Raw genomic sequence first — 23665 nt, 5'->3', positions numbered from 1 at the left:
GATTCGTATGATCAATCATGCGATGCTCGTCACATTCGCCAGTGAGGGGCGCCACAGAAAAGGAACCGACTTACATGAAACATTCCTCCGGATCAGGCCTCTGGGTCGTGATGGGCGTCGCGGGAGCCGGCAAGACCACTGCCGGCCACGCCTTGGCTGCCCATCTGGACGTCCCCTGTGGCGACGCCGACGATTTCCACCCCGCGGAGAACGTGGCGAAGATGCGCGCCGGCGTGGCACTCGATGACAGCGACAGGGCACCGTGGCTCGCGGCCGTCGGAACCTGGCTGGCCCTCCAGGGCGAGGGAGCGGTGATCAGCTGCTCGGCCCTGCGCCGGTCCTACCGCGACATCCTGCGCCTGCATGCCGGACCAGTGCGGTTCCTGCACCTGGCCGGGCCCGCCGAGGTGGTCCGGGCACGCGTCGAGGCCCGGACCGATCACTACATGCCGGCCTCCCTGGTCGACAGCCAGTACGCGGCGCTCGAACCCCTCGGCCCGGACGAGGACGGGATCACCGTCCGCTTCGACGAACCGGTCGACCAGATCGTCCACCAGGCGGCGGCACTGATCCACCGCACCACCACCCTGCAGCCCCGTTCGCTAGGAGCCCTTTCATGACGCTGTTCGCGGTCACCGACCCCATCACGCCCCACGCCGGCACGCTGCAGCTTGTCACCGCAGCCCTACTCGGCATCGCGCTGATCGTGGTGCTGATCAGCTGGCTCAAGCTCCATCCCTTCCTGAGCCTCACCATCGGCGCGCTGACGGTCGGTGCGCTGGCCGCCATGCCCATGGCCGACGTCGTGGCCAGCTTCTCGGCCGGGGTCGGCTCGACCGTCGCAGGAGTAGGCGTGCTGATCGCCTTGGGCGCGATGTTCGGACGGCTGCTGGCCGATTCCGGGGCGGCCGACCAGATCGTCGACACCATCATCGGGCGGGCAGGCCCCCGGATGCTTCCCTGGGCCATGGGTCTGGTCGGTGCGCTGATCGGCCTCCCAATGTTCTTCGAGATCGGCCTCGTCCTCTTGATGCCGGTGATCATGCTGGTCTCGATGCGCTCCGGGCTTTCCCTCATCCGGGTGGGCATCCCCGCCCTGGCAGGCCTGTCGGCCATGCATGGCCTCGTGCCGCCCCACCCGGGGCCCTTGGTGGCCATCAACGCCCTGAACGCCCCCTTGGGGATCACCCTGATCCTGGGGGTCCTCATCGCGATCCCAACCGTCGTGATCGCCGGTCCGCTCTTCGCCAAGGTGGCCAGCCGCTGGGTCGACGTCGCGGCGCCCCAGCTGTTCGTCACCGAGCGGGAGCAGCAGCTCGTCGGGGCGGGCCACGGCAGCAGCCACGCCACGCCGACCGCCGCAATCCACGCTGGCGCCGGCATCAACCCTGACAGTGCGGGCACCCGCCGGCCGCCGTTCGCCACCACGATGGCCACCGTGCTGCTGCCCGTCGTGCTGATGATGGGAAAGGCGATCGCGGACATCGCGGCCCCCAAGGAGAACCAGGTCCGCGTCGTGCTCGACTTCCTGGGCACCCCGCTGATCGCCCTGTTGCTGGCCGTGCTGGTTGCCTTGGTGACCTTCGGACGCGGCTCCGGAATGGATCGCCGCGGCATCGCCAAATCCTTGGAAAAGTCCCTGCCTCCCATCGCGGGCATCCTGCTCATCGTCGGCGCCGGCGGCGGTTTCAAGCAGACCCTGATCGATACGGGCATCGGCACGGTGATCACCGACTTCGCGACCAGCTCCAACATCTCCGTGCTGTTCCTGGGCTGGCTGGTTGCCGTAGTGATCCGGCTCGCCACCGGTTCGGCCACCGTGGCAACGATCACTGCTGCCGGTATCCTCGCACCGCTGGCGGCGGGGCTGCCGCCGGCGGAAACGTCCCTGCTGGTGCTCGCGATCGGCGCCGGATCGGTCTTCTTCTCCCACGTCAACGACGCCGGCTTCTGGCTCGTCAAGGAGTACTTCCAGCTGAACATCGCCCAGAACCTCAAGACCTGGTCGGTGATGGAGACGTTGATCTCCGTCGTGGGCCTGGTCCTTGTCCTCGCCGTCGGCGCGTTCGTCTGACACCGCACGCCCCTCGCTCCGCCTTCACTCACCCGAAAGCAGCCACCATGTCGCCTGTCCACCCCGTTGTCCTCGCCGTTACGGACCGGATCTCACAACGAAGCCACGCTGACCGCGCGGCGTATCTCCAGCGCATCAGGGCAGCCCACGCCCGGGGGCCTGCCCGCGGCCGGCTGGCATGCGCCAACCTCGCCCACGGCTTCGCCGCGACGGAGGAGCCCGACCGGGCCGCCTTGCGCGGGCTCGTCAAGCCCAACATTGCCATTGTCACCAGCTACAACGACATGCTCTCGGCGCACCAGCCTTTCGAAACCTACCCCCGGCAACTCAAGCGCGCCGTGATCAAGGCCGGCGGCATCGCGCAGGTCGCCGGTGGCGTCCCGGCGATGTGCGACGGCATCACCCAGGGCCGGGACGGCATGCAGCTCTCCCTCTTCAGCCGCGACGTCATCGCGATGTCCACCGCCATCGCCCTTTCACACGACATGTTCGACGGCGCGCTCATGCTGGGTGTCTGCGACAAGATCGTTCCCGGACTGCTCATCGGGGCACTCTCGTTCGGCCACCTCCCCACGGTCTTCGCGCCGGCCGGCCCCATGACTTCCGGCATCCCCAACGGGGAGAAGGCCAAGGTCCGCCAGCTGTATGTCGAGGGAAAGGCCACCCGTGAGGAGCTCCTCAACGCCGAAGCGGCTTCCTACCACGGCAGCGGCACGTGCACGTTCTACGGCACGGCCAACTCCAACCAGCTGCTCATGGAGGTGCTCGGCCTGCACCTTCCCGGAGCGAGCTTCGTCAACCCCGGGACCTCCCTGCGCGAGGCGCTGACCGACGAAGCCGGAAAGCGGGTCGTCGAGCTGTCGCTCGGAGGCCACGTGGCGCCGATCGGGGAGATCGTGGACGAGAAGGCGCTGGTGAACGCCGCCGTGGCCCTCTTGGCAACCGGCGGGTCGACGAACCACACGATGCACCTCGTCGCGATCGCGGCCGCCGCCGGCATCACCCTGACCTGGGACGACCTTTCCGAGCTGGGCGCCGTGGTCCCCTTGCTGACGCGGATGTATCCGAACGGAACGGCCGACGTGAACCACTTCCACGCGGCCGGAGGCATGGCCCTGCTCATCCACACCCTGCTGGACGCGGGCCTGCTCCACGAGGACGTCAACACCATCGCCGGCCCTGGCCTGCGGCGCTACACCGCCGAGCCCCGGCTCACCGCCCAGGGCCTCCAATGGCAGGAGGGCCCTCGCAATAGCCTCGACCGCGACGTGCTGCGCACCCACGAGGACCCGTTCACGCCCGACGCCGGGCTGCAGATACTCCGCGGGAACCTGGGCCAAAGCGTCGTGAAGACCTCCGCCGTGCCGGACGACCACCGCTTCATCCAAGCCCCCGCTCTGGTCTTCACCGACCAGGCCGAGTTCCTCCGCGCCTTCGCCGAAGGGGAGCTCGACCGCGACCTCGTGGCGGTCGTGCCGTATCAAGGACCCGCCGCCACCGGCATGCCGGAGCTGCACAAGCTCACGCCCGCCCTGGGCGTGCTGCAGGATCGTGGCCACCGCGTCGCCCTCGTCACGGACGGACGCATGTCCGGCGCCTCGGGAAAGGTGCCGGCAGCCATCCACATCACCCCCGAGGCTGCCCACGGCGGACCCATCGGAAAGGTGCGCGACGGGGACCTCGTCACCCTCGACACGCGGACAGGAACCCTGACCCTCCACGTCGACCCGGAAGAACTCGCCGGCCGTCCAGCCAACGGCTTCGCTCCGTCCCCCGAGGAATGGACCGGCACCGGCCGGGAACTCTTCGCCGCCTTCCGCAACGCCGTCGGCCCCGCCGACCGCGGCGCTTCGCTCTTCACCCGCCCGACCGACTCCACCCGCCCCGCCCACTCCACCGCACAGGAGCCCCACCTTGTCTGATTCCCTCCTCGATCACGTCCCCGTCGTTCCCGTCGTCGTCGTCGACGATCCGGACGACGCCGTTCCCCTGGCACGAGCGCTGGTCGAGGGAGGGCTGCCCGTCATCGAGCTCACCCTGCGGACCCCGGCCGCGCTGGAGGCCATGAGCCGCATCAGCGCCTCGGTCCCCGAGATCCTGCTGGGTGCCGGCACCGTCGTCACCCCCCATCAGGCGAAGCTGGCAGCGGATGCCGGCGCGCAGTTCCTGGTCTCCCCAGGTGCCACGCCCAGCCTCCTGGCCGGACTCCGCGACACCGGTCTTCCGTTCCTTCCCGGGGCCGCCACCGTCTCGGAGGTGATGGCCCTTCTTGAACTCGGCTACACCGAGCTCAAGCTCTTCCCGGCCGAGGCGTCGGGAGGCCTGGGGTTGCTGAAGTCGATCCACGCCCCTCTTCCCGGTGCGCGGTTCTGCCCCACCGGGGGGATCACCGCGGCCACCGCCGCCTCGTACCTCGCGCTGCCGAACGTCGGTTGCGTCGGGGGAACGTGGATCACCCCGTCGGACGTCATTGCGCGGAAGGACTGGGCCACCGTCGCCGAGCTGGCCCGGGCCGCTTCGGCGCTCGCTCCGTCCTCACCCAAGGCAGCGGTCCTTTCCTCGACTGAAACCCATCCGCCGGCAAAGAGGACCGCGGCGGCGGCCAGGTGATGCTCGACCACCTCACGAAAAATGACGCGCAAGTGCGGGTGTTCTCCCGAATCGTGACGCGAAAGTGCGGGTGCGGAACAGAATCCTGACGCATGAGTGCGTCGGCTGGCAGGTTCCGCGCACGCGGAACCTGCCAGCCGCCGTCGTTCTCCTGCCGGGCTCGCTGCCCCCTCGCGATGCGCCCGCCCGGGTCAGCCGGGCTTGATGATGACCTTGAGCGCCTTCTCCGCCGCGGATTCCTTGAAGACCCGGTAGGCCTCATCGATCTGCCCGAAGGTGAATGTGTGGGTGCCCATCTTCTCGGCGGGGATCTTGCCTGAGGCGACCATCTTCAGCAGGATCGGGACGCTGCTGGTGTCCACCAGGCCCATGGTGATGGTCAGGTTCTGGATCCACAGATCCTGCAGCGGCAGCTCCACCGGAACCCCGTGCACGCCGATGTTGGCGATGCGCCCGCCCGGACGGACCAGGTCCACCGCGGTGGCGAAGGTCTGCGGGTAACCCACGGCCTCCATCGCCACGTCCACGCCGAGCCCGTCTGTGAGCGCCTTGACCTGGGCGGCCGCGTCCGGTCCGGCGACCACGGTGTCCGTGGCCCCGAACTCCCTGGCCTTTTCGAGGCGGAACTCGTTGGTGTCGATCGCAATCACCCGGGACGCTCCCCACAGGCCGGTGGTGAGGATCGCGGACAGGCCCACGGCGCCGGCCCCGACCACCGCGACGGTGTCGCCCGGACGGACCCCGCCGGCAAGCACGCCCACCTCGTAGCCGGTGGGAAGCGAATCGGCGAGGAAGATCGCCTGCTCGTCGGTGACGTGCTCCGGCACCGCATACAGGGAGGTGTCCGCGAACGGGACGCGCACGTATTCGGCCTGCGTGCCGTCGATCAGGTGCCCGAAGATCCACCCGATGCCGCCGACCGTCTGGCAGTGGGAGGGCATCCCCTTCACGCAGTAGTCGCAGCGCCCGCACTTGGTGATGGCCGGGACCAGGACCCGGTCTCCGACCTTGAAGCTGCCGATGGCGGAGCCGACCTCGGTCACGGTGCCCACCGCCTCGTGGCCGAGGATGCGCCCGTCGGTCACCGCGGCGACGTCCCCGGAGAGGATGTGCAGGTCGGTGCCGCAGATGGTGGTGGTCTCCACCTTCACGATCACGTCCGTCGGTTCCTGGATCACCGGATCGGGGACCTCCTCCCAGGACTTCTTGCCGGGACCGTGGTAGACCAGTGCCTTCATGGGGTTTCCCTTCGGAACGTGGGGACGGATCTTCCGTGGGCCCGGGGCGGCGCCCACGGCCACCAAGCTAGCCGCGCCCGCGACCGGGCGGAACCCTTGGGCGGGCGCTTCGACGGCCCATACGTTGCACTGCCCCAGCCCCCTCGCCGGATTGCGGCGAGTGATTAGACGCGCCCCAGCACGTCGATGTCTTCGAGGAACTCCTGGTACACCTCGGCGCTCACTGTCATGCGGGTATCGGCGATCGCGTCGAGGTAGTCCTGGGTGACGGGCCCCTTACGCCCGTTCGACGCAAGGTCAGACGAGGAGCCCGAAGCGCCCCCGTCGTCGTACACGGCCTTTTCCAGGGCCCGCTGGGAGGCGCTTCGTGCAGCGAACTCGATGTCGGCCGGCGAAAAGCCCTCGGTGCGGGCCACCAGCTGGGCAATATCGACTGAATCCACCACGGTGGCCGGGATGAAGCGCTGCCACATGGCCTCGCGGGCGTGGACGTCGGGCAGGCCGATGGGGATGACGTAGTCGAAGCGGCCATGGCGCAGGAACGCGCTGTCCAGCGCGCGGATGAAGTTGGTGGCGCAGACCAGCAGGCGGCCGGGCTGTTCGCGGAAGGCGGGGATGATCTTGAGGAGTTCGTTGGTGACGCCCTGCAGTGGCGACGGCGGATCACCTGCCCGTTGGGACGCGATCTCCTCCACTTCGTCGATGAACACCACGGCGTGTTCCAGCTCCGCGATCTCCAGGAACGTCTCGCGCAGCGCGCCGGCCAGGCCCTTGGGATCGGAGGCCAGTCGCGAGGGGAAGACCTCCACGAACGGCCACTCCAGTCGCGATGCGATGGCCTTGGCGAAGGTCGTCTTGCCGGTGCCGGGAGGGCCGAAGAGCACGACGGCGCGCGGAGGCACGACGCCGTATTCATCGGCGAGGTCGGTCTCGGCCAGCGGCAGCACGAGCCGGCGTTCCAGCAGTTCCTTCTCACGCTTCATGCCGGCCACGTTCTCCCAGAGATCACGTGCCAGGATCCGCCCGCCGAGCAGGCTCAACGGCCCCAGCTCCTGCCGCTGCACCGGAATGGTCCGCTCGAAGTAGCGCAGGTTCTTCTTGACCACGAACCCGCGGCCCAGGAACGCCTCGACGCGGGTTTCGGTTTCGGGCATGAGCGCGGACAGCTTGTTGAGGCCGTGGGGGGCCATGCGGTTTTCGACGGCGGCCAGCAGCGAGGTGCCGATGCCGCGGCCGCGGTACTCGGTCAGCGTGGCGAGGAAGACGATCCAGCCTTGGTCGTGCGCTGCGCGTCCGACGGCGGCGCCCACCACTTGGTCACCTTGGACTGCCACCACCGCGTGGTCCTTTTCGCACGACGCCACGACCTCGGACAGCGCGTACACGGGCTCCACGCCATCGGCCTTGAGCGACTCCCACAGGTGCAGGATGCCGTCGAGGTCGGACGAATGGAAGTCCCTGATACGCCAGTTGGTCATGGCCGTGTCTCCTTGGTGGATCGCGTTTGGCGGTTTCACGGATGATGGAGCATCCGGCGGGCACTCTTCAAGTTGGCCCATTCAACCGTGGCGGGCCACGCGGTGTCACCATGTCGGCCTGCCAGGCGTGGGTCACCGGCCGACACGGCGACTCAATTCGTCAGTTTGGGGGAAGTTGCATTAAGCCCCTGAAGCGTGACTGGCTTCGGGCCAGCGGGAGGTGAAGATCGCGGTGCCGTTGCCGTACGGGTTGGCGTTGATCAGCCTGATGCCCTCTCCTTCCGGGCAGGCCCTCCTTGTCCCCTGACATTGACCGAAGCGCCCAGGGGATCGGACATCGATGGGCGTGAATGCGCGGACAGCCAGGACTCCTTCGGGAAGGGCGGTTGCGGCATGGTGTTCGGAGCACTGTGTCGGGGGCCCGGCGTAGGCTGGGGCAATGGCTGGGAAGACGTCCGCGCAGGCGGTCCTTGAGAGGTTCACGCCCGCAACCCGCGAGTGGTTCACGGGTGCCTTCGATGCGCCGACGGCGGCCCAGGTGGGCGCCTGGGACGCGGTCTCCTCTGGCGCGAACGCGCTGGTCATCGCCCCGACCGGTTCCGGCAAGACGCTCTCGGCCTTCCTCTGGGCGCTGGATTCGTTCCTGCGCGGCGCCCCGCCCGAACAGGCACAACTCCCGCTGGGCTCCCTCTCCCCGGTCTCCCTCTCCCCTGCTGGGTTTCCGCTCGCCGCGGCCGGGGAGCACGACGCCGAAAACCCCCGGGCCAAGGCACCCAAGCGCAAGACCCGCATCCTCTACATCTCCCCGCTGAAGGCCCTCGGCGTGGACGTGGAGCGGAACCTGCGCGCCCCGCTGATCGGCATCACGCAGACCGCGAAGCGGATCGGCCTGCCCGCCCCGGAGATCACCGTCGGCGTCCGCTCGGGCGACACCCCGGCGTCGGACCGCCGGAAGCTGCTGACCAACCCGCCGGACATCCTCATCACCACCCCCGAATCTCTCTACCTGATGCTGACCTCCCGGGCGCGGGAAACGCTCACGGGCCTGGACACCGTCATCCTGGACGAGGTCCACGCGGTGGCCGGCACCAAGCGCGGGGCCCACCTGGCCGTCTCGCTGGAGCGGCTGGACGCGATGCTGCGCAGGCCCGTGCAACGCATCGGACTCTCCGCGACGGTCGAACCGCGCGAGGAGGTCGCCCGCTTCCTCGGCGGCACCCACCCCGTGCGCATCGTCGCCCCGCCCGCGGCCAAGACCTGGGACCTGACGGTCACCGTCCCGGTCGAGGACATGACGGACCTGCCCGCCGCGGCCGCGGCGCACGACCTCGGTCCGGCCAGCGGGCTGCAGCCGCAGGCCAGCATCTGGCCGCACGTCGAGGAACGGATCGTGGACCTGATCGAGGCCAACCGGTCCACGATCGTCTTCGCGAACTCGCGCCGGCTGGCCGAACGGCTCACCGGCCGCCTCAACGAGATCCATGCCGATCGCGGCATGTTGGCCCAGGCGCCCGCCGCGGGCGGAGGCCCACAGGACAACGGCGGCGGAAGCCCCGGCGCGCCGGGTCTCGGTTCCGCTGCGGTGGCCCTGATCCCCGGCCAGCCCCTGCTCAAGGCCTCCCCCACGCGCACCCCGGCCGAAATGATGGCCCAGGCCGGGCAGACCTCCGGGGCCGAGCCCCTGCTGGCCCGCGCCCACCACGGGTCCGTGTCCAAGGAACAGCGCGCCGGGATCGAGGACGACCTCAAGTCCGGCCGGCTGCGCTGCGTCGTGGCGACCAGCAGCCTGGAGCTGGGCATCGACATGGGCCTGGTGGACCTGGTCATCCAGGTCGAGTCCCCGCAGTCGGTCGCCTCCGGCCTGCAGCGCGTGGGCCGCGCCGGCCACCAGGTCGGCGAAACCAGCCGCGGCTTCTTCTTCCCCAAGCACCGCGGGGACCTGGTCAACACCGCGGTGGCGGTGGAGCTCATGCTGGCCGGCCGGATCGAGCCGCTCTCGGTCCCGGCCAACCCGCTGGACATCCTCGCGCAACAGACCGTGGCCGCCTGCGCGCTCGGCGACCTGGACACGGAGGAGTGGTTCGACGTCGTCCGCCGCTCGGCGCCGTTCGCCGCGCTGCCGCGCTCCGCGTTCGAGGCCACCCTGGACCTGCTGGCCGGCAAGTACCCTTCCGACGAGTTCGCCGAGCTGCGCCCGCGCATCGTCTGGGACCGCGAGGCCGGAACCATCACCGGGCGCCCCGGCGCCCAGCGCCTGGCAGTGACCAGCGGCGGAACCATCCCCGACCGCGGGCTCTTCGGGGTCTACCTGGTCGGGTCCGAGGACACCGCCAAGGGCGGGCGCCGGGTCGGCGAACTCGACGAGGAAATGGTCTACGAGTCGCGCGTGGGCGACGTCTTCGCGCTCGGCGCCACCAGCTGGAGGATCGAGGACATCACCCACGACCGGGTGCTGGTCTCCCCCGCCTTCGGCCAGCCCGGCAAGCTGCCGTTCTGGAAGGGCGACGGGCTGGGCCGTCCCGTGGAGCTGGGCCGGGCGTTGGGTGCCTTCCGGCGCGAACTGGTCGCTGCGGACGACGCCGGCGACCGGCTGCGTGCCGCCGGCCTGGACCCGTGGGCCGCGTCCAACCTGCAGGCCTACCTGCGCGAGCAGCAGGAGGCCACCTCCGTGGTGCCCAGCGACCGGACGCTGGTGGTGGAGCGGTTCCGCGACGAGCTCGGCGACTGGCGCGTGGTGCTGCACTCGCCCTTCGGGATGCCGGTGCACGCCCCGTGGGCGCTGGCCGTCGGGGCCCGGCTGCACGCCCGCTACGGGCTGGACGGATCCGCGATGGCCTCCGACGACGGAATCGTGCTGCGGGTGCCGATGATGGAGGACGAGCCGCCCGGAGCGGAACTGTTCCTCTTCGATGCCGACGAACTGGACGCGATCGTCACCAACGAGGTCGGCGGTTCCGCCCTGTTCGCCTCCCGCTTCCGCGAGTGCGCGGCCCGGGCCCTGCTGCTGCCGCGGCAGAACCCGGCCAAGCGCAGCCCGCTGTGGCAGCAGCGCCAGCGCTCGGCCCAACTGCTGGACGTGGCCCGCAAGTACCCCAGCTTTCCGATCATCCTGGAAACGGTGCGCGAATGCCTCCAGGACGTCTACGACCTGCCTGCGCTGCGCGGGATCGCCGCGGACATCGAGGCGCGGAAGCTGCGCATCGTGGAGACGACCACCCAGCAGCCCTCGCCGTTCGCCCAGTCGCTGCTGTTCGGCTACGTGGCCCAGTTCCTCTACGAGGGCGACTCACCGCTGGCCGAGCGCCGCGCCGCCGCACTGTCCCTGGACCCCGGGCTGCTGGGCGACCTGCTGGGCCGCACCGAACTGCGCGAACTGCTGGACCCCCAGGTCATTGCGGAGACCGAGGCCCAGCTCCAGCGCCTGACCCCCGACCGCCAGCTCAAGGGCCTGGAGGGGACGGCGGACCTGCTGCGCCTGCTTGGCCCCCTTACCGTCGGGGAAATCGCCCAACGGCTGGTCCCGGAGGGACCCGAGACCGGAGTCCCGGAGGGGCCCGAGACCGCAGCCCCGGAGGCCGGCGACGCCGCCGGGGACGCGCGGGAGGCCGCCGCGCAGCGATATGCCGCGGAGCTGTTGCGCACCAACCGCGCCCTGAAGGTCCACGTCGCCGGGCGCGAGGTCCATGCGGCGATCGAGGACGCCTCCCGGCTGCGCGACGCGCTCGGGGTGCCGCTGCCGATGGGCGTGCCGCTGGCGTTCGTGGAACCGGTCGCGGACCCGCTCGGGGACCTGGTGGGCCGCTACGCCCGCACCCACGGGCCGTTCACGGCCCCGGAGGCGGCGGCGCGGCTGGGGCTGGGACCCGCCGTCGTGCTCACCGTGCTGCGCCGGCTGGCCGGCGAGGGCCGCGTGCTGGAAGGTGAGTTCCGCCCGGGCGAGGGCGGAGGCACCGCCGGGGAGGAGTGGTGCGACGCCGAGGTCCTGCGCCGGATCCGGCGCCGCTCGCTGGCCGCGCTGCGCGCCGAGGTGGAACCGGTGGATGCGGCAACCTACGGGCGCTTCCTGCCCGGGTGGCAGTACGTCGGGGAGAACCTGCGCGGGCTCGACGGCGTCGCGGCCGTCGTCGACCAGCTCTCCGGGGTTCCGGTGCCGGCGAGCGCGTGGGAGTCGTGGGTGCTGCCGGCGCGGGTGCGCGACTACCGGCCGGCGATGCTGGACGAGCTGATGTCCACCGGGGAGATCCTCTGGTCCGGGGCGGGGGCGCTCTCCGGGAACGACGGGTGGATCGCCCTGCACCTGGCCGAGACCGCGCCGCTGACCTTGGCCCCGCAGGCCGACTTCGAGCCCGATCCGCTGCAGCAGCGGATCCTGGACGCCCTGGCCGGGGGCGGTGCGTTCTTCTTCCGGCAGCTGCGGGAGCAGCTGGCCGGCCCCTTGGGCTGGGGCCAGGCCGGAGGGGCGGACCTGCCCTCCGAGGAGGCCCTGCTGGGCGCCCTGTGGGAGTTGGTTTGGGCCGGGCGCCTGGGCAACGACACCTTCGCTCCGGTGCGCGGACTGCTGGGCGGCGGGCACACGGCCCACCGGCAGCGGCCCGGGACCCCGCGTGCCCGTCCGGCGCGGCCGGGACGGTTGCGTGGGATCGCCGGCGGCCTGCGCGGCGGACTGGGCGCCGGCGTGGGCCTGGGGGCGGGCCTGCGTCCGGTCTCCGGGATGGGGGACGACGCCGGCCGGCCGGTCGGCGGCGCGCCGCTGGCGTCGCGGGCCGCGGGCCGGTGGAGCCTGCTGCCGGAACCGGAGCAGGATCCGACGGTGCGCGCCCACGCGGGCGCCGAGTACCTGCTGGACCGGTACGGGGTCCTGACCCGCGGGTCGGTCGTGGCGGAGAACGTGCCCGGCGGCTTCGCCCTGATGTACAAGGTGCTGGCGCGGCTGGAGGAGGCCGGCCGGGCCCGCCGGGGCTACTTCATCGAACGGCTCGGCGCCGCCCAGTTCTCCGTTCCGGCCACCGTGGACCGGCTGCGTGGGCAGGTCCAGGACACCGACCTGGACGCGGCCGGGCGGCGGCCGGAGGCCCTGGCCCTTGCCGCGACAGATCCCGCCAACCCCTACGGTGCGGCGCTGCCTTGGCCGGCGCTCGATGCGGGGCCCGACGGCGGGTCGTCCGGCGGGGCCACCCCCACCGGGCACCGGCCGGGACGCAAGGCCGGAGCCGTCGTCGTCCTGGTGGGCGGGGCGCTGGCGCTGTACATGGAACGCGGCGGCAAAACGCTGCTGGCGTTCACTGACGGGCCGGCCGAACTGGAGGCCGCCGCGTTTTCGCTGGTTTCCGCCCTGCGCACCGCGAATGTGACTAAGATGACAGTGGAGAAGGTCAACGGGAGGTCCATTCTGGATTCAACCGTCGCCACCGCCCTGCTGGACGCGGGGTTCTATTCGTCACCGAACGGAGTGAGATTCCGTGCATGATCCGAACACGTTGTCCAAAGTCACCGAGGTGATAACCCATGCCTGAGGGAGATACCGTCTACCGGGCGGCCCGCCGCCTCGACGCAGCGCTCAGCGGCCGCCCCCTGTTGTCCAGCGACTTCCGCGTACCGCAATACGCGACACTCGACCTCTCCGGCGCCGTGGTGAAGTCGGTGGTGTCCCGCGGCAAGCACCTGCTGATCCGGGCGGGCGACCTGAGCATCCACACGCACCTGATGATGGAAGGCCACTGGGACGTCTACGCCCCCGGCGAGCGCTGGCGGGCCCCGTCGGTGAAGGCCCGCTGCGTGCTCAAGAACGCCGACTTCCAGGCGGTCGGGTTCGAGCTGGGCTTCCTGCGGGTGATCCGCACCGCTGACGAGCCGGAGGCCGTCGGGCACCTGGGTCCGGACCCGCTGGGTCACTCGTGGGACCCGGCCGAGGCCGAACGGCGGCTGGGTTCGGATCCCGAGCGTCCGATCGGGCTGGCCCTGCTGGACCAGAAGCTCATGTCCGGGCTGGGCAACATCTACCGGTGCGAGCTGCTGTTCCTGGCCAAGACGCACCCGCTGACGCCGGTGGGCGAGGTGGAGGACCTGCCCCACATGGTTGAACTGGCCCACAAGCTGCTGCACGCCAACAAGGACCGCGCCCGGCGCGTGACCACCGGTTCCGCCAGCAGGGACCCGTACTGGGTGTACGGGCGGTCGGGCGAGCCGTGCCAGCGCTGCGGGACCCCGGTGGTCATGCAGAAGCTGGGGGATCCGGCGCTTGGGCCGGCGGCCGGCGAGCGGGACATCTATTTCTGCCCGCGCTGCCAGACGGAGGCGTAGCCGGAGCATCAGGCCACGGCGGCCGCGGCTTTCCGCGGCCGCCGTGGCATGTCCGGGGCCCGGACGGTACGGATCGAGAACGGCGCGGGTCCCGACCAGGGCGGCTCGCCGCCCGTGGGACACTGGAACCCATGGCCATGCAATCCCCCCTTCCCGTGCGCGACGGCGTCAACGCGACGCGCCTGCGCCTTCCGCAGGAGGGTCCGTGGGGAACCGTCATGGACTACGTGCTGCACCGGTTCGGGCATGTGGACCCGGACGGGATCGTGCGCCGCTTCGAGACCGGCGAGGTCGTGGGCCTGGGCGGCGAGCCCCTGGACGCCGCCACGCCGCTGGGCGGCCACGAGTTCCTCTGGTACTACCGCAACCTGCCCGTTGAGGAGCCTGTCCCGTTCACCGAGGACATCCTCTTCCAGGACGGGCACCTGCTGGTGGTCGACAAGCCGCACTTCCTGCCCACCACCCCGGGCGGCCGCTTCGTGCAGGAATCGGCGCTGGTCAGACTGCGCAACCGGTTGGGGCTGCCGGAACTGATCCCGATGCACCGGCTGGACCGCGCCACCGCCGGGGTGATCCTCTTCTCCACCAACCCGGAAACCCGCGGCGCCTACCAGACGCTGTTCGAGCGCCGCGCCATCGGCAAGGAATACGAGTGCGTCAGCGCCCTCCCCCACGGCGTGGTGCCGGAGGGACTCGAGTTCCCCCTCACCTACGGCAACCGGATGACCAAGCGCAAGGGCCACCTGCTCGCGATCGTCGAGGACGGGGAGCCGAACGCGGAAAGCGGCATCGACCTGATCCGCACCGGCACGAGCGCGGGCACCCACGCAGGCGCCGCCGTCGGGCACTTCCGGCTGCGCCCCCGCACCGGGAAGACCCACCAGCTGCGCGTGCACATGGCGGCGCTGGGACTGGGCATCCTCAACGACCCCTTCTACCCCGTGCTGTGGGACAAGGTGCCGGACGACCACGCGCGGCCGCTGCAGCTGCTGGCCCGCTCGATCGCCTTCACCGACCCGCTCACCGGCACCGAACGCACCTTCCGGTCCCGGCTCGAGCTCCAGGAACGCCCCGGCTCCGAAGAATCCGGGGAAAAGTCCCGCCACGAACCCGCCGGCGCGGCCGCCCGGTGAACCTGGACGCGGCCCTGGCCGGAAACCTGGGGCCCTGGTACTACCCGCTGATGCTGGTGCTCGTGGCCCTGGATGCCGCGCTGCCCCCGGTCCCCAGCGAACTGCTGGTCCTGGGCGCGGGGTCGATGGCCGCGCAGGGATCCCTGAACCCGGTCGCCGCGGTCCTGGCCGCCGCCGCCGGATGCTGGGCCGGCGACATCGCCCTCTACCTTGTTTTCCGCAACGGCCTGACCCAGTGGTTCGGCCGCTTCCGCTGGGGTCGCTGGGGTCACCGGAACATCCTCCGCCTCATGGGCAAGGCCGGCCGCGAAACCACCTACGCAGGCCTGGTCGGCGCCCGGTTCCTCTCCGGCGGAAGGACCGCCTCGGTGGCCGCGGCCGGGATGGCGAACCTCCCGTTGGGGCCTTTCCTGGCCCTGTCCGGAACCGGTGCCCTTCTGTGGTCGACATGGATGGTGGCCTTGGGGTATGTAACTGGTAACAGTACTGGCCTTTCCCCGTGGATCTCGGCTGTGATCGGGATGGGGTTGGGTACGCTGGTCGGGTTGGTTATTGCGGGGGGCATGGCCATCCGGGCGCGCAGGAAAGGGGCTCTTTCACATGACCAACACGTCGGATGAACCGTCGGCCGCAGCGGCGGCACTGGAGCGGTTGAGGGCCGGGCAGCCCGCTCCCGAACCGCACCACGATTCACCCCGTGATTCACCCCGGCCATCCACGCGGATGCCGCGGTTCCACCAGTCCCCGGGACGAGGCTCGGCCCCCCAGGAACGGCCTGCACCGGCCTCCGGCTTCCGGCATCTGGCCGCGCGGCACGGCCAGCACGAGCCCTCCGGCGATTCCGAGATCCACAGCCTCAGCGACTGGTTCGACCATCTCCCCGAACCCGACTGGCACAAGGTCGGCGACCACCTGCTGGCCCTGCCCGGCCAGGTGGGCCGGCGCGTCAGCGCGGCGGCCGCGGAACGACGCCGGAAGGCTGCCGAGCGTGCCGCACGGCGCGAGCGCGAGGCGGCCGAACGGGAAGCCGCCGAGCAGGCGGCCGCACTCGAGGCGGCCCACCCGGGAGCAGCCGCACAGGAGGCGCGCGACCGGGCCACCACCCGCGCCCTGCAGGTGCGTGCGTTGCAGGAGCATGTGCTGCAGGACCGGGCGCTCCACAACCGTTCCACGCAGGTCCCTCCCCTGCAGGCCGATCAGGCGCAGGTCCCTCCGGCGCAGGCCCGCCCGTTGCAGGCCGCTGCCCGCGACGCGGAGGCCGCCCGCATCCAGGCCGAGGCGCTGGCCGCCCGGCGGCAGGAGGCCCGCCTTGCCGCCGCCGAAAAGGCCGCGCTCGCCGCCGTCCTCGCCCGGCAGGCGGAGCGTGCCCGGCAGGCCGAACAGTCAGAGCAGGCCCATGAGGCGGAACGCGCCCTGCCCGCCAATGCCGGGCGCCCGGACATCGCCGACGGCACGGCGGAGGCGGAGCAGCTGGGGGTGCTGGTCGAACGGGCCCGGGAGGCGATCGTGGCCGCGCAGGCCGAGGAGGCCTCCATTCCCGCGCCCCAGCCGGAGGAGTCCCGGTCCCTGTGGACGGAGGAGCAGGCCGATCCGGTCTACATTCCGCCCTACAACCTTCCCTCGACCGAACCCGACCCGGAGGAGACCCCGCTGGACGAGCGCCGCCGCAGGGTGGTCGCCGCCTCCGCGGGCCTGGCGTTCCTGCTGGGGCTGCTCGGGCTGGGCGCCTTTGGCGGCGGAAGCCTCCACACCTCCCCGGGCGGCGTGTTCGCCCCGGACTTCTCCCTGCTCTCCCCGGCCAGGGGGGCGCTGCTGATCTGGCCCGTGGTGTTCCTGGGAATGGGCGCCATGGCGTGGTTCCAGTGGCAGCCGGGACAGCGCTCGTCCCTGCGCCAGCGCTCGGTCGGGTACCCGGCCGCGGCCGCCACGCTGCTTGGCGGCGTGTGGATGGTTTCCGCCCGCGCCGGGCTCGTGTTCCTGGCCCTGCTGGCCGCAGCCGCGGCCACCGGCGCGCTGGGCTACTGCCTGCGCCGGCTCAACGACCGCACCGCACGCACGCCGCGGGAACGGCTGGGGATGGACGTGCCGATCGCCCTCTACCTGGGGTGGATGCTCACGGTGCTGCCGTGGACGCTGGGAGTCTGGGCAACAAAGCTGGGCCTGCCGGTGGTGCTGGGCGACTCGCTCTGGGCGGCCGTGACCCTGGTGGTTGCGGCGTGGGCCGCCCTGACCTTCGCGCTGAGCGAGCGCAGCCGCATGGCGGTCGCGACCGGCTTCGCGTGGGGCCTGTTCTGGATCCTCGGCCAGCGCCTGCTCGGCGACCAGCGGTCCACGGTGGTGGCGATCACCGCCAGCATGTGCGCCTTCGTGGTGCTGCTGGCCACGGAGAACCGCCGCTACCAGATCACCCACGCCGAACGCCTGGCCGCCCGCCGGCAGGCGAACGCCCTGCGGGATTAGGCGTGCGGCATTAGGCCTGCGGGATCAAACGTAGTCGAGGCCCGGAACGCCGGAGCCCCCGAGAAGGGGGCTCCGGCGTTTTCCGTTTCCTGCCCCTACACCGCCACCCACGTGCCGCGCACCCGCCGCAGCACGGCCAGCCGCTGGGTGACGGCCACCGCCTCCACGGCCGCCCGCATGAGGGCGGCGGATTCGCGGGCCGTGCGGTTCTCGGCGCCCCGTTCCGGCTCCTCGACGGTGAACCGCAGCGTGATCCGGGGGATCCCGGCCACGATGTCCAACTGGTTCGCCTCCACGTGGTGGCGCTCGGCGAGCGCGGCGACCGCGGTGTCCATCACGGCCTCGGGCCGGTATCCGGGGCGCAGCCCGACGATGTTGAGTTGGGCACGGAAGGAGGGCATGCCGACCAGCCTACTGGCACACTGGGAGGCATGGGCGATGAGGAATCCTGGAAGCGTTGGCGCCGGCTCCGCGAGGAGGGGCTCGCGGCCGAGCACGGCTGGCTGACCGTAACCTCCTACCAGTGGCTGCCGGGGTCCCCGGGCCGCCTGGAGGGCCTGCCGGGGCTGTGGAGCGCCGGTCCGGCCGGCGCGGAGGACGGGAAGTACGACGCCGGAACACCCGTCGCCCGGCTCAGCGCCACCGCGGCTGACGGGCTGGTGGACGGGGACGGCCCGGGCGCTCCCGTGGTGGGAACGCTGGTGCGGGCGGTCGGCGAGGACGAGTCGGTGCACTGGGTGCGCCACGGCTCAACGCTGGTGGAGCTGGGGCTGCGCGGCGGCCGGTACATGGTACGCACCCGGGAACGGGATTCGGCGGCGCGGGCGGCGTTCCGCGGGGTGCCTACGTTCGCCTACGCCCCGGAGTGGGTGCTGCGCGGAAGGTTCGAGCCCTACCCGACGGAGCGGGAGGTCGCGGTGGATTCGATCCGGGCGGACACCAGGCTAACGGTGCTGCTGGCCGGCGACGTGGTGTTCGGGATCGGTGGGCGCGAGTACCGGCTGGCGGCGGAGGAATCGGCCACCGGCGGGCTGACGGTGGCCTTCCGCGACGCCACCAACGGGGTGGACACCCCGGCCTGGCGCTTCCTGCCGCTGCAGCCGCCGGCGCCGGACCCGGCCGGCGGGTGGACGGTGGACCTGGACTTCAACCGCACGCTGGATTATCCGTTCGCGTTCACCGGGCACGCGGTGTGTCCGGTCCCGCCGGAAGGCAACCGGCTGGACCTCGCGGTCACGGCCGGAGAAAAGTCCCCGGAACCGCCCGGCGCCTGACCGGTCAGGAGAACGCGGAGATGCCGGTGACCGCGCGGCCGACGATCAGCGAGTTGATCTCGTAGGTGCCCTCGTAGGTATAGATCGCCTCGGCGTCGGCGAAAACCTTGGCCATGCGGCGGTCGGTGAGGATCCCGTTGCCGCCCAGCAGCGCCCGGCCCAGGGCCACGGACTCGCGCATGCGCGCGCTGCAGTAGGCCTTGGCCAGCGCCGCCTGCGCCATGTCGGCCGCCCCGCGTTCCTGCAGTTGCGCCAGCCTGGCCATCATCGCCATCGACGCGGTCGCGTTGCCGAGCATCTGCACCAGCTGCTGCTGAATCAGCTGGAAGGAGGCGATGGGCCGGCCGAACTGCTCCCGCTCCAACGCGTACGCGCGGGCGATCTCGAACGCGGCCAGCTGCTGCCCCACGGCCTCCCACCCGACCATGATCCGGCTGGAGCGCAACAGCTCGTTGGCGTCCGCGAAGGAGTCGATGCCCGGGAACCGGTCGGCCTCGGCCACCCGCACGTCCTCCAGCACGATGTCCGCGTTCTGCACGATCCGCAGCGCCGTCTTGTGCTCGATCCGGGTGGAGGCGACCCCCGGCAGGGACATGTCCAGGATGAAGCCGCGCACCTGCCGGGTGTGCTCGTCGGCGGCCCAGAGCAGCAGGTGGTCGCAGAAGGTCCCGTTCCCGATCCAGCGCTTGCCGCCGTTGATGACCCAGTGGTCCCCGTCCCGGCGGGCCGTTGTTCCCAGCCCGCGGGCCACGTCGGAGCCGTGGTCCGGCTCGGTGAGGGCGAACGCGCCGGTGGTGCGCAGCGCCGCCGCGTCGGACAGGTAGCGTTCGCGCTGCGCGTCGGTCCCGAAGGCATGCAGCGACTCGACGAAGAGGTCGTGGTGGATCATGAAGAACGTCGCGAGCGACGCGTCGGCGCGGGCCAGCTCGGCGATCACCAGTCCGTGGAAGAGGTGGGAATATCCGCGCCGCGTGGGCGTGCCGACCCCCAGTTCCCCGAACGGGACCAGCAGGTGGGCCGGGAACTCCTCGCGGTCCCACCAGTCCGGCGCGTGCGGAAGCACCCGCTCGGCCAGGAACGCCCGCACCTGCCCCAGCTTCCGCCGCTCGTGCGGCGCCAGCCCGGACTCGATGTCCAGGAAATCCGCCCCCGGCAGCCGTGCCTCCATCGCGTTTCCCTGCTTTCCTGGGTTCGGGCTTCCGCCTACCGGGGGGCCATCCGGACCGCGCCGTCGAGCCGGATCGTCTCCCCGTTGAGCATCTGGTTGTCCAGGATGTGCGCCACCAGCGCGGCAAACTCCTCCGGCCGCCCCAGCCGGGACGGGTGGGGCACCGTCGCCGCCAGCGCTCTCATCGCCTCCGCCGGCAGCCCAGCCAGCATGGGGGTTTCGAACAGTCCCGGCGCGATCGCGACCACGCGGATCAGGTGGTGCGCCAGTTCGCGGGCGGCCGGCAGGGTCAGCGACGCCACCGCCCCCTTGGACGCCGCATACGCCGGCTGGCCGATCTGGCCTTCGAACGCGGCCACGGAGGCGGTGTTCACCACCACGCCGCGTTCGGCGCTGCCGGTTGCCTGATCCGTCCACGGGTCGGTGGCGGCCATCGCCTCGGCGGCCAGCCGCAGGACGTTGAACGTGCCGACCAGGTTGATGCGCACCACGCGTTCGAAGTCCGCCAGCGGCAGCGGGCCGCCCTTGCCCAGCACCTTGCCGGGAGTGGCGATGCCGGCGCAGTTCACTGCCACGCGCAGGGGTCCCAGCGAGGAGGCCAGCCCGACGGCGGCCCGCACCTGCTCCTCGTCCGTCACGTCCGCGGCGGCGAAGCGTGCGCGCTGCCCCAAGGCGGAGGCCGCCTCCTCCCCCGCGCTGGAGGGCAGGTCGACCAGCACCACGTGGGCCCCGGCGTCGTACAGTTTCCGGGCGGTGGCCGCCCCCAGGCCGGAGGCTCCCCCGGTCACGATCACGCTGGCTCCGTCGATCAGCATCCTCGCCCTTCCCCCGATCGGCCCCGGACCGGCATCCGCCGGTTCGCCGACGCTGCGGCGCCACGGCCCGGCCCATTGGGATAGAGCCTAGTGTGACGCGCGCCATGCCGCCATCGCCTCGCCCGGGCTCCCAGGCGGGATGGATCCGCGCGGGACGGATGCGGTCGGCGTGGGTACGGGCAGTTCCACTACGGCGTGGTGAGGCGGCGGTGCAGTTCAGCCACGACGGCCTCGTGGAAACGCATCAGCTCCGCGTCATCGAGGGTGGACAGGTCGGTGCCCGTGTCCACGCCCGAACCGCCGCCCTCCACCGGCTCCGCGGGGCCGGCGGTTCCGGAGCAGGAAAGCCGTTGCCCCGTGGCCGTCAGCAGGCACGAGGACCCGTCGGCCTTCAGCTCCACCCGGTGGGTGACGTTCTGCCTCAGCCCGATCGAGGCGTGCCAGGTACCTTCCCCGCCGGGGACGATCTCCATGATCTCCAGGCCGGTGGCCCAGCCGGGCAGGCTGGCGTAGTCGGCCTTGATGCGGTCGGCGGTGGCGGCATTGGACTGGCGCGGGGACGCCAGCCGGTACAGGGCCACGCTGGCGGGCTGGCCGGCGGTGGCCCGGGCGGTATCGAGCACGGTGACCACGTCGATGGAGCGTGAGGACGCCCGGGAGGTGAACGGGGAGACGTAGCCTTCCCCGCCCTGCGGGCCGACGGCGAGGCTGAAGTTGGTGAAGTTGCCCAGGTTGGTGTCGTCCTCGTCCTTGGGCTGGTCCGTCAGCCCGGTCTGGACCAGTAGGGTGCTCCAGAACGACCCGCCATAGGTCTGCAGGGAGTCGTTGATGCGCTCGGCCTGGGAGATGGAAACCGCAGGGCCCGGCAGGTCCCCGGGTTCGACGGTGTCCTGGATCCGCAGCTCGCCACTGGTCCCGTTGTAGACGGCGACGCCGGCGGGGACATCGCGCGGGGAGAGCCAGTTGTGCAGCTTGGTCAGGGGCACCACGACCACCGGGGAGTCTCCGTCGCAGTAGCCCCAGGCATCGCGTTCCTTGGCGATGAGCATGAAGTCGCGGGCCGCGATGGCACGCTCCAGCGAGTGCCCGAACATCCCACCCATGCGCTTCTGGGCGGCCGCGGAGAAGCTGCATCTGGTGCCCTCGGCCTGGCCGGTGAGGGCAAGGCGCTGGGACAGCAGGACCTCGTACCCGGGCTGGAACAGGCCGGGGCGGTTCACCAGGGTGCTGTAGGCGTCCTGCGGGGGCAGGTAGTCCGTCTCGCCGATGTTGCCCACCGTGCCGGAGAGGTTCGAGGAGGCTTGGCGTTCGGCCACCACAAAGGGGGCGCGCAGCGCCATCTCCGGCAGCGGTTCGGCCGAAACAGCCACGGAGTCGCGCAGGGCGGTGGCACGGTCCCACCACTGGGCAAGGGCCCCGGCGGCCGTCCCGAGGATCAGGACCCCCAGCACCGCGGAGGGCAGCCAGGCCGGGTTGCCCGGGCGGGCCGGCATCTGTCCCGCCGGGGCGTTCTCCGCCGAAGGAGCCTGGAGGGTTTGGACGGCGACCCGTGCAGCGGCGGTTGAATCCTCCGCTGCCTCCTCCCCTGCCCCCTTCCCCTTGCCTTCGGCTGCCTTGCGGGCCTTCTTGGCCTTGCGCGCCTTCTCGCTGGCCTGCAGCCGGGCCCCGGCGTCCACCAGCACCCAGAGCGCGGCGGCCAGGAGGACCAGCCCCGCCAGGATCCACACGCCCTGCTGGAACAGGATGCCGTTCAGGACGCGGGCCCGGGTCAGCGGGTCCAGCAGGGGCAACAGGACCACCGCAGCCCCGGCGGCGGCAACGGCGGCTTTTCTGGCAGGCGACATGTGTCGAGCCTAGCGGGCCGGAATGTCCCGTCCGGGCACCCCGGCGCCGCTGGCATGTCCGGGAATAGCCCCTCCCCACGGCGGGTTGGCACCTGACATGAGCCTGCTCTTCGAACCCGCCACCCTCTCCGCGCCCGCCGGCCCCGGCCTGGCCCTGCGCAACCGCGCCGCGCTGGCCCCGATGTGCCAGTATTCGGTCACCGCCCGCGACGGGCTGCCGCACGACTGGCACCTGGTGCACCTGGGCGCGCGCGCCGCCGGCGGGTTCGGGCTGGTGTTCACCGAGGCGACGGCGGTGGTCCCGGAGGGCCGGATTTCCGACCAGGACACCGGGATCTGGAACGACCTGCAGCGCCAGGCCTGGGGACCGGTGGTGGCGTTCATCCATTCCCAGGGGGCGGTCGCGGGCATCCAGTTGGCGCACGCCGGCGGCAAGGCCTCCACCTACCCTTGGCTGCCCGCGCACGCGGCGAGTGGATCCCGCGGCACCATGCCCTACGACGAGGGCGGCTGGCAGACCCTGGGTCCTTCCGAAACGGACATCTTCGGGTTGGCGTCCCCGCGGGAAATGACGGTTGCTCAGATCGAGGCCTCCGTGGAGGCCTGGGCCGCTGCGGCCGCGCGCGCGGACGCGGCAGGCTTCGACGTCGTGCAGATCCACGCCGCGCACGGCTACCTGATCCACCAGTTCCTGTCCCCGCTGACCAACCACCGCACGGACGGCTACGGCGGAAGCTACGCGAACCGCACCCGCTATGTGCGCGAGGTCGTCGCCGCCGTGCGGGCCGCGTGGCCGGCGCACAAGCCGCTGGCCGTGCGCCTCTCCGGCGACGACTGGGTGGAGGAGGGCTGGAGGATCTCCGACACGGTGCAGCTGGCGAGCGAGCTGCGCGAGCTCGGGGTGACGCTCTTTGACCTCTCCAGTGCCGGCATCGGCCCGTTCCGCGGCCCCACCGGACCCGGCTTCCAGGTTCCGCTCGCGGCCGCGGTGAAGGCCGCGCTGGCCGGGACGGACTCCTTCGTGACGGCGGTGGGGCTGATCACCGCCCCGGCCCAGGCCGAGCATGTGCTGGTCAGCGGTCAGGCCGACGGCGTGAGCATCGGGCGGGCCGCGCTGGTGCAGCCGAACTGGGCCGCCGTTGCGGCCTCCGAACTGGGGGTCGCCCGCGACCTGGTCCCGCGGGCGCAGCAGTACTGGCGCGCGGCCTGGTAGCGCCCGGAGCGCTCCCAGGCCGCCGGGCCCGGATACCGCAACGCCCCGGGAGCGCTAG

17 protein-coding genes are annotated in these 23665 nt (G+C 71.5%); 11 read left to right on the top strand and 6 right to left on the bottom strand.

Annotation, left to right across the window (positions count from 1 at the left end):
* Positions 1 to 74 precede the first annotated feature (74 nt).
* From ABD912_RS08020 to eda, 4 genes are read left to right on the top strand one after another with little or no spacing between them, the layout of a single operon-like run.
* Complete coding sequence (locus tag ABD912_RS08020) at positions 75 to 620, top strand: gluconokinase (RefSeq protein WP_345149867.1); 546 nt, start codon at positions 75 to 77, stop codon at positions 618 to 620.
* A complete protein-coding gene (locus tag ABD912_RS08015) occupies positions 617 to 2074 on the top strand; it encodes a GntP family permease (protein ID WP_345149865.1) in 1458 nt (485 codons plus the stop codon). The genes ABD912_RS08020 and ABD912_RS08015 overlap by 4 nt, the downstream gene beginning before the upstream one ends.
* A 47-nt stretch (positions 2075 to 2121) precedes the next feature.
* Positions 2122 to 3996, top strand: a complete 1875-nt coding sequence (gene edd, locus ABD912_RS08010; protein WP_345149863.1) for a phosphogluconate dehydratase — start codon at positions 2122 to 2124, stop codon at positions 3994 to 3996.
* Positions 3989 to 4684: a bifunctional 4-hydroxy-2-oxoglutarate aldolase/2-dehydro-3-deoxy-phosphogluconate aldolase gene (gene eda / locus ABD912_RS08005; protein ID WP_345149861.1), complete on the top strand. Its 696-nt coding sequence runs from the start codon at positions 3989 to 3991 to the stop codon at positions 4682 to 4684. Before edd ends, eda begins: the two co-directional genes overlap by 8 nt.
* A 191-nt stretch (positions 4685 to 4875) precedes the next feature.
* On the opposite strand, the gene ABD912_RS08000 is transcribed toward eda, so the two are convergent.
* Together ABD912_RS08000 and ABD912_RS07995 are read right to left on the bottom strand one after the other, a co-directional pair.
* Complete coding sequence (locus ABD912_RS08000; protein ID WP_345149860.1) at positions 4876 to 5922, bottom strand: zinc-binding dehydrogenase; 1047 nt, start codon at positions 5920 to 5922, stop codon at positions 4876 to 4878.
* Positions 5923 to 6086: 164 nt separating this feature from the next.
* Positions 6087 to 7400 carry an ATP-binding protein gene (locus tag ABD912_RS07995; RefSeq protein WP_345149858.1) on the bottom strand — a complete coding sequence of 438 codons (1314 nt, stop codon included), beginning with the start codon at positions 7398 to 7400 and terminating at the stop codon, positions 6087 to 6089.
* Between the two features lie 439 nt (positions 7401 to 7839).
* Here ABD912_RS07995 and ABD912_RS07990 point away from each other — a divergent pair, with 439 nt between their 5' ends.
* From ABD912_RS07990 to ABD912_RS07970, 5 genes are all read left to right on the top strand, one after another.
* Positions 7840 to 12867, top strand: a complete 5028-nt coding sequence (locus tag ABD912_RS07990) for an ATP-dependent helicase (RefSeq protein ID WP_345149857.1) — start codon at positions 7840 to 7842, stop codon at positions 12865 to 12867.
* A gap of 38 nt (positions 12868 to 12905) precedes the next feature.
* Positions 12906 to 13700, top strand: a complete 795-nt coding sequence (locus tag ABD912_RS07985; protein WP_345149855.1) for an Fpg/Nei family DNA glycosylase — start codon at positions 12906 to 12908, stop codon at positions 13698 to 13700.
* A 137-nt stretch (positions 13701 to 13837) separates the two neighbouring features.
* The gene (locus ABD912_RS07980; RefSeq protein WP_345149987.1) at positions 13838 to 14833 is read left to right on the top strand and encodes a pseudouridine synthase; all 996 of its coding nucleotides are present in this window, start codon (positions 13838 to 13840) and stop codon (positions 14831 to 14833) included.
* A complete protein-coding gene (locus tag ABD912_RS07975; protein ID WP_345149854.1) occupies positions 14830 to 15453 on the top strand; it encodes a DedA family protein in 624 nt (207 codons plus the stop codon). The genes ABD912_RS07980 and ABD912_RS07975 overlap by 4 nt, the downstream gene beginning before the upstream one ends.
* Positions 15434 to 17293: a hypothetical protein gene (locus ABD912_RS07970; protein ID WP_345149853.1), complete on the top strand. Its 1860-nt coding sequence runs from the start codon at positions 15434 to 15436 to the stop codon at positions 17291 to 17293. Before ABD912_RS07975 ends, ABD912_RS07970 begins: the two co-directional genes overlap by 20 nt.
* A gap of 95 nt (positions 17294 to 17388) precedes the next feature.
* On the opposite strand, the gene ABD912_RS07965 is transcribed toward ABD912_RS07970, so the two are convergent.
* Positions 17389 to 17694 carry a hypothetical protein gene (locus ABD912_RS07965; RefSeq protein ID WP_345149852.1) on the bottom strand — a complete coding sequence of 102 codons (306 nt, stop codon included), beginning with the start codon at positions 17692 to 17694 and terminating at the stop codon, positions 17389 to 17391.
* A 30-nt stretch (positions 17695 to 17724) separates the two neighbouring features.
* On the opposite strand from ABD912_RS07965, the gene ABD912_RS07960 reads away from it, so the two are divergent.
* Positions 17725 to 18567: a DUF1684 domain-containing protein gene (locus ABD912_RS07960; RefSeq protein WP_345149850.1), complete on the top strand. Its 843-nt coding sequence runs from the start codon at positions 17725 to 17727 to the stop codon at positions 18565 to 18567.
* 4 nt (positions 18568 to 18571) lie between these two features.
* Here ABD912_RS07960 and ABD912_RS07955 read toward each other — a convergent pair whose 3' ends face one another.
* From ABD912_RS07955 to ABD912_RS07945, 3 genes are all read right to left on the bottom strand, one after another.
* Positions 18572 to 19735, bottom strand: coding sequence for an acyl-CoA dehydrogenase family protein (locus tag ABD912_RS07955; RefSeq protein ID WP_345149849.1), 1164 nt, complete (start codon positions 19733 to 19735; stop codon positions 18572 to 18574).
* A gap of 35 nt (positions 19736 to 19770) precedes the next feature.
* Entirely contained in the window at positions 19771 to 20550 is a 780-nt protein-coding gene (locus ABD912_RS07950) for an SDR family NAD(P)-dependent oxidoreductase (RefSeq protein ID WP_345149847.1), read from the bottom strand.
* A 188-nt stretch (positions 20551 to 20738) separates the two neighbouring features.
* Positions 20739 to 22394 carry a hypothetical protein gene (locus tag ABD912_RS07945; RefSeq protein ID WP_345149846.1) on the bottom strand — a complete coding sequence of 552 codons (1656 nt, stop codon included), beginning with the start codon at positions 22392 to 22394 and terminating at the stop codon, positions 20739 to 20741.
* 97 nt (positions 22395 to 22491) lie between these two features.
* Here ABD912_RS07945 and ABD912_RS07940 point away from each other — a divergent pair, with 97 nt between their 5' ends.
* Positions 22492 to 23607 (top strand): oxidoreductase, encoded by a 1116-nt coding sequence (locus ABD912_RS07940; protein ID WP_345149844.1) that lies wholly within the window; start codon positions 22492 to 22494, stop codon positions 23605 to 23607.
* Positions 23608 to 23665 lie beyond the last annotated feature (58 nt).

The organism is Arthrobacter ginkgonis, assembly GCF_039540195.1.
Classification (GTDB): Bacteria; Actinomycetota; Actinomycetes; order Actinomycetales; family Micrococcaceae; genus Zafaria; species Zafaria ginkgonis.
This window is presented reverse-complemented; position numbering and strand designations above follow the sequence as displayed.

Coding starts and splice junctions, on each gene's coding strand:
- ABD912_RS08015 (WP_345149865.1), top strand. CDS start 617: ATGACGCTGTTCGCGGTCACCGACCCCATCACGCCCCACGCCGGCACG.
- ABD912_RS07950 (WP_345149847.1), bottom strand. CDS start 20,550: ATGCTGATCGACGGAGCCAGCGTGATCGTGACCGGGGGAGCCTCCGGC.
- ABD912_RS07995 (WP_345149858.1), bottom strand. CDS start 7,400: ATGACCAACTGGCGTATCAGGGACTTCCATTCGTCCGACCTCGACGGC.
- ABD912_RS07985 (WP_345149855.1), top strand. CDS start 12,906: ATGCCTGAGGGAGATACCGTCTACCGGGCGGCCCGCCGCCTCGACGCA.
- ABD912_RS07970 (WP_345149853.1), top strand. CDS start 15,434: ATGACCAACACGTCGGATGAACCGTCGGCCGCAGCGGCGGCACTGGAG.
- ABD912_RS07980 (WP_345149987.1), top strand. CDS start 13,838: ATGCAATCCCCCCTTCCCGTGCGCGACGGCGTCAACGCGACGCGCCTG.
- ABD912_RS08000 (WP_345149860.1), bottom strand. CDS start 5,922: ATGAAGGCACTGGTCTACCACGGTCCCGGCAAGAAGTCCTGGGAGGAG.
- ABD912_RS07940 (WP_345149844.1), top strand. CDS start 22,492: ATGAGCCTGCTCTTCGAACCCGCCACCCTCTCCGCGCCCGCCGGCCCC.
- ABD912_RS07955 (WP_345149849.1), bottom strand. CDS start 19,735: ATGGAGGCACGGCTGCCGGGGGCGGATTTCCTGGACATCGAGTCCGGG.
- ABD912_RS07965 (WP_345149852.1), bottom strand. CDS start 17,694: ATGCCCTCCTTCCGTGCCCAACTCAACATCGTCGGGCTGCGCCCCGGA.
- ABD912_RS07990 (WP_345149857.1), top strand. CDS start 7,840: ATGGCTGGGAAGACGTCCGCGCAGGCGGTCCTTGAGAGGTTCACGCCC.
- ABD912_RS08020 (WP_345149867.1), top strand. CDS start 75: ATGAAACATTCCTCCGGATCAGGCCTCTGGGTCGTGATGGGCGTCGCG.
- edd (WP_345149863.1), top strand. CDS start 2,122: ATGTCGCCTGTCCACCCCGTTGTCCTCGCCGTTACGGACCGGATCTCA.
- ABD912_RS07960 (WP_345149850.1), top strand. CDS start 17,725: ATGGGCGATGAGGAATCCTGGAAGCGTTGGCGCCGGCTCCGCGAGGAG.
- ABD912_RS07945 (WP_345149846.1), bottom strand. CDS start 22,394: ATGTCGCCTGCCAGAAAAGCCGCCGTTGCCGCCGCCGGGGCTGCGGTG.